The organism is Desulfosporosinus metallidurans (genome assembly GCF_001936615.1).
Taxonomy (GTDB): Bacteria; Bacillota; Desulfitobacteriia; order Desulfitobacteriales; family Desulfitobacteriaceae; genus Desulfosporosinus; species Desulfosporosinus metallidurans.
In genome coordinates, this window is record NZ_MLBF01000120.1 from 1 (window position 1) to 3,335 (window position 3,335).

Annotated in this window: 4 protein-coding genes; all 4 read right to left on the reverse strand. The window is 44.8% G+C overall.

Annotated features, from left to right (window positions below; all coding sequences use genetic code 11):
• Positions 1–695: 695 nt before the first annotated feature.
• Positions 696–1,421, reverse strand: coding sequence for an ATP-binding cassette domain-containing protein (locus tag DSOL_RS25725; protein WP_075367547.1), 726 nt, complete (start codon positions 1,419–1,421; stop codon positions 696–698).
• A 32-nt stretch (positions 1,422–1,453) separates the two neighbouring features.
• Positions 1,454–2,122, reverse strand: coding sequence for an amino acid ABC transporter permease (locus DSOL_RS25730; protein WP_083643072.1), 669 nt, complete (start codon positions 2,120–2,122; stop codon positions 1,454–1,456).
• A gap of 56 nt (positions 2,123–2,178) precedes the next feature.
• Positions 2,179–2,961: an ABC transporter substrate-binding protein gene (locus tag DSOL_RS25735; RefSeq protein ID WP_075367546.1), complete on the reverse strand. Its 783-nt coding sequence runs from the start codon at positions 2,959–2,961 to the stop codon at positions 2,179–2,181.
• A gap of 171 nt (positions 2,962–3,132) precedes the next feature.
• The coding region (locus tag DSOL_RS28550; protein ID WP_207649684.1) for a hypothetical protein at positions 3,133–3,335 on the reverse strand (203 nt) is incomplete at its 5' end.

The following is a 3,335-nucleotide window of genomic DNA, read 5'->3' on the forward strand; positions in this document are numbered from 1 at the left end:
AAGGACTCCGCTACTCGTTATAGATTATCATGTGAGGTTCTATGACCGAATTATACGCTCCGTTGACCATGTGGTCAATATGAATTTACACCCTTCTCCGAAGGCTTGATAACTTTAGAGATACGCCCGAGAAAACTAGGAAACACGGGGAGGAAACACGGGGAAACACGGGGAAACACGGGGACAGGTACATTGTTCCACATGAAAACGCATGGATAACAAAAGAACCCCTAGAATGCCTATATCTTAGACATCCGGGGTTCTTAGTAATTTTCACTCACATCCTACCTTAATAAATCGCATACAAAACGTCCCCTTGGAAAACTGTGGGACTGTGGATGGCGTCCTACGATCCATGCTCAGTGTATGCACATCTTACAGAAGGATTTGCGAATGTGTGGGCGGAATCAACCGTCGGGTTAGTTAATACTTCTGAATATCTAAGGCCCCGTCGGCTCATCACAGAGCAGCAGCTGGGTGTTTTTTACAATCTCCCGAGCGATAAACCTTGTGGAGACCTTTCCCTTCCATCAGAATGTCCATCCCATACCCCTCCCTAGTGTTACGAATACATTCCGTACTTTAGGATCTCCATATACTCGTTATACTCTTCCATCAACTTAGCGTAGTTCTGTAACAACTCTTGCTCCTTTCCCAGATAGTTCTTCATGTATTTATCTCCTAGAGCTATTGATTTAATGCCTTAACCTGCCGAGGAAAGCCTTTGTTCGTTTTTCCTGCGGGTTACCAAAAATCTGAACAGGTGAGCCTTCTTCGACAATCCTACCATTGTCTATAAAGATTACCCTGTCCGCAACTTCCCTGGCAAAGCCCATTTCATGTGTCACAACTATCATAGTCATGCCGTCTTCTGCCAACTGTTTCATTACATTGAGAACTTCTCCGACTAGCTCAGGATCAAGAGCCGACGTTGGCTCATCAAAGAGCATTATTTTAGGATGCATAGCTAGCGCCCTAGCAATAGCGACTCTCTGGCCCTGTCCCCCAGATAGCGTGGCTGGGTAGTAGTCCCGTTTGTCGGAAAGGCCAACCTTCGAGAGCAACTCCCGGGCAACTCGGATTGCATCGTTTCTCTCCTGTTTAAGCACATGAATTGGAGCTTCGATGATATTCTCTAACACAGTCAAGTGTGGGAAGAGATTGAATTGCTGGAACACCATTCCCACCTGACGGCGAATCTGCATGAGCCTACTTGATTTCCTTTCAAGTGGTACGCTGTCAATCAAAATTTCTCCTGCGGATAGTGTCTCCAATCCGTTTAAACAGCGCAGAAGCGTGCTCTTTCCCGAACCACTCGCTCCGATCAGCACCACAACCTCGCCTGCAGACACTGTCGTATTGATACCATCAATGACTCGTGTCTTGCCGAAGTCTTTTATTAAGCCATTAACATCAATCATTGATTTTTTCGGCATGTAAGCTAATTCCATGATCAACACCCCTTTGTCCGGTTTTCTTTGGATAATCGCCATTCAAGACTGCGTAAAACAGCCGATAACACAGTAGTCATCAGCAAATAGAGCGCTGCCGCTGCGGTGTAGAATTCCATAGAGGCAAAGGTCACACTGGCAAAGCGCTGGGAAGTTTGAAGGAGCTCCGACATCGTAATGACGGAACAAAGAGATGAATCTTTCAGACTGATAATAAACTGATTGCCTAAGGACGGTAACGCTATCCGCAAAGCTTGTGGAAAAATAATTCTACGCATGGTCAGTAACTTCCCCATGCCAAGAGATAAAGAAGCTTCGGTTTGCCCTACTGGGATGGCTTCAATCCCCCCCCGAAAAACCTCGGCGATATATGCTCCGCTGTTAATTCCCAGTCCCAGTACGGACGATGCAAAAGCATTCAATTTGATGCCAAGCTCTGGCAAACCGAAATAAATGAGAAATAACTGAACAAGCAAAGGGGTTCCCCGAATCAGCCAAATGTAAAAATGCGCAATAAATCGCAGAGGCGTGTGGGATATCTTCAAGAGAGCTGCAACCAGACCTAAAAGGATGCCAAAAGCGATTCCCAACACCGCCAGCTCTATGGTCAAACCCGCCCCTTGCAACATAAAAGGCAGATATTTAATGATGATACTAAAGTCAAGATTCAAAGAAATTCCCCTCCAGTCTGATCAGAGCTGCACCCCTTTATTGATCTGTTTCCGGCCTAACGGATATCCGCACTGAAATATTTTTCACTAATTTGTTGATAGGTTCCGTCATCCATCATTTTGGTCAGCGCATTGTTCACGGCTTCCAGCAGTTTCGGACTGTCTTTTCGTATCGCAATACCCATCTTCTCCACATATAACAAGTCACCAGCTAGTTTAAAGGGATAATTATTCTTTTTAATCGCATTCAAACCGACAATTTTATCAGTAATCACGGCATCAAGCCTGCCGTTGAGCATATCGTTAAGGGCATCGGGATCACCTTTATACGTCTTCACAGTTGCCCCCAATTCCCGTGCTTTCGTTTCAAATGTTGTGCCCAGCACAACCCCGACTGTTTTGCCTTTGAGATCAGCCCCTCCGCTGATGTTCGAGTCAGAGGGCACAATAACTTGGGCTCCTGATCGGTAATAAGGGGTACTAAAATCTACTTTCTGCAACCTCTCATCCGTAATCGCCATGCTCCCTAAGATCATATCAAACTTGCTGGTTGTCAACCCGGCAATGAGCCCATCCCACTCGGTTGCGATAGGTGCTGGTTTCACGCCAATTCTTTTGGCAATCTCCTGGCCTATTTCCACATCAAATCCAGTAAGCTGGTTCTGCTCGTTATAAAAATTAAAGGGCGGGTACTGACCACTCATGGCATAGGTCAACTTTCCGTCAGCCTTAATCCTGTCCAAAGTTGTTGTAGTGGCAGAATTACTCTTTGATGCACCACAGCCGGTCGCTACCAGCAAGATTAGGGTAACAAGGATAAGTACATTAAGCTTTTTCATTTTTCTTTTCTACCTCCTTTGAACTTGTAGCGTTTTGACAAAACACAACTTCAAAACTCCTTAACAAACAATAGAACCACCTCCTTTGAATCCTGTTATGCGTCAACTAATAACGCATCTGACAACTTGCAGAATATTTATAAGTTGTTACATCCTAAACTATACCATATTTTATAACTTAAGGTCAAATCTGTATCTTGACAATCTCATAAAATCCCATCCCATGGGTTGACATTTACCATCTGACAACTTATGATTATTATAAAGGTTGTTAGTACTTGGGCGATCTTCCCCTGGTACTGTCTCTATTCTTAAGGCAACTGGGGCCTGCGCTATTCCTGTACAAACATTTGTGTAACCAGACGAGGGGGTAG

Excerpts from the sequence above, each read along its gene's own strand:
- DSOL_RS25725 (WP_075367547.1), bottom strand. The coding sequence starts at position 1,421 with ATGATTGATGTTAATGGCTTAATAAAAGACTTCGGCAAGACACGAGTC.
- DSOL_RS25735 (WP_075367546.1), bottom strand. The coding sequence starts at position 2,961 with ATGAAAAAGCTTAATGTACTTATCCTTGTTACCCTAATCTTGCTGGTA.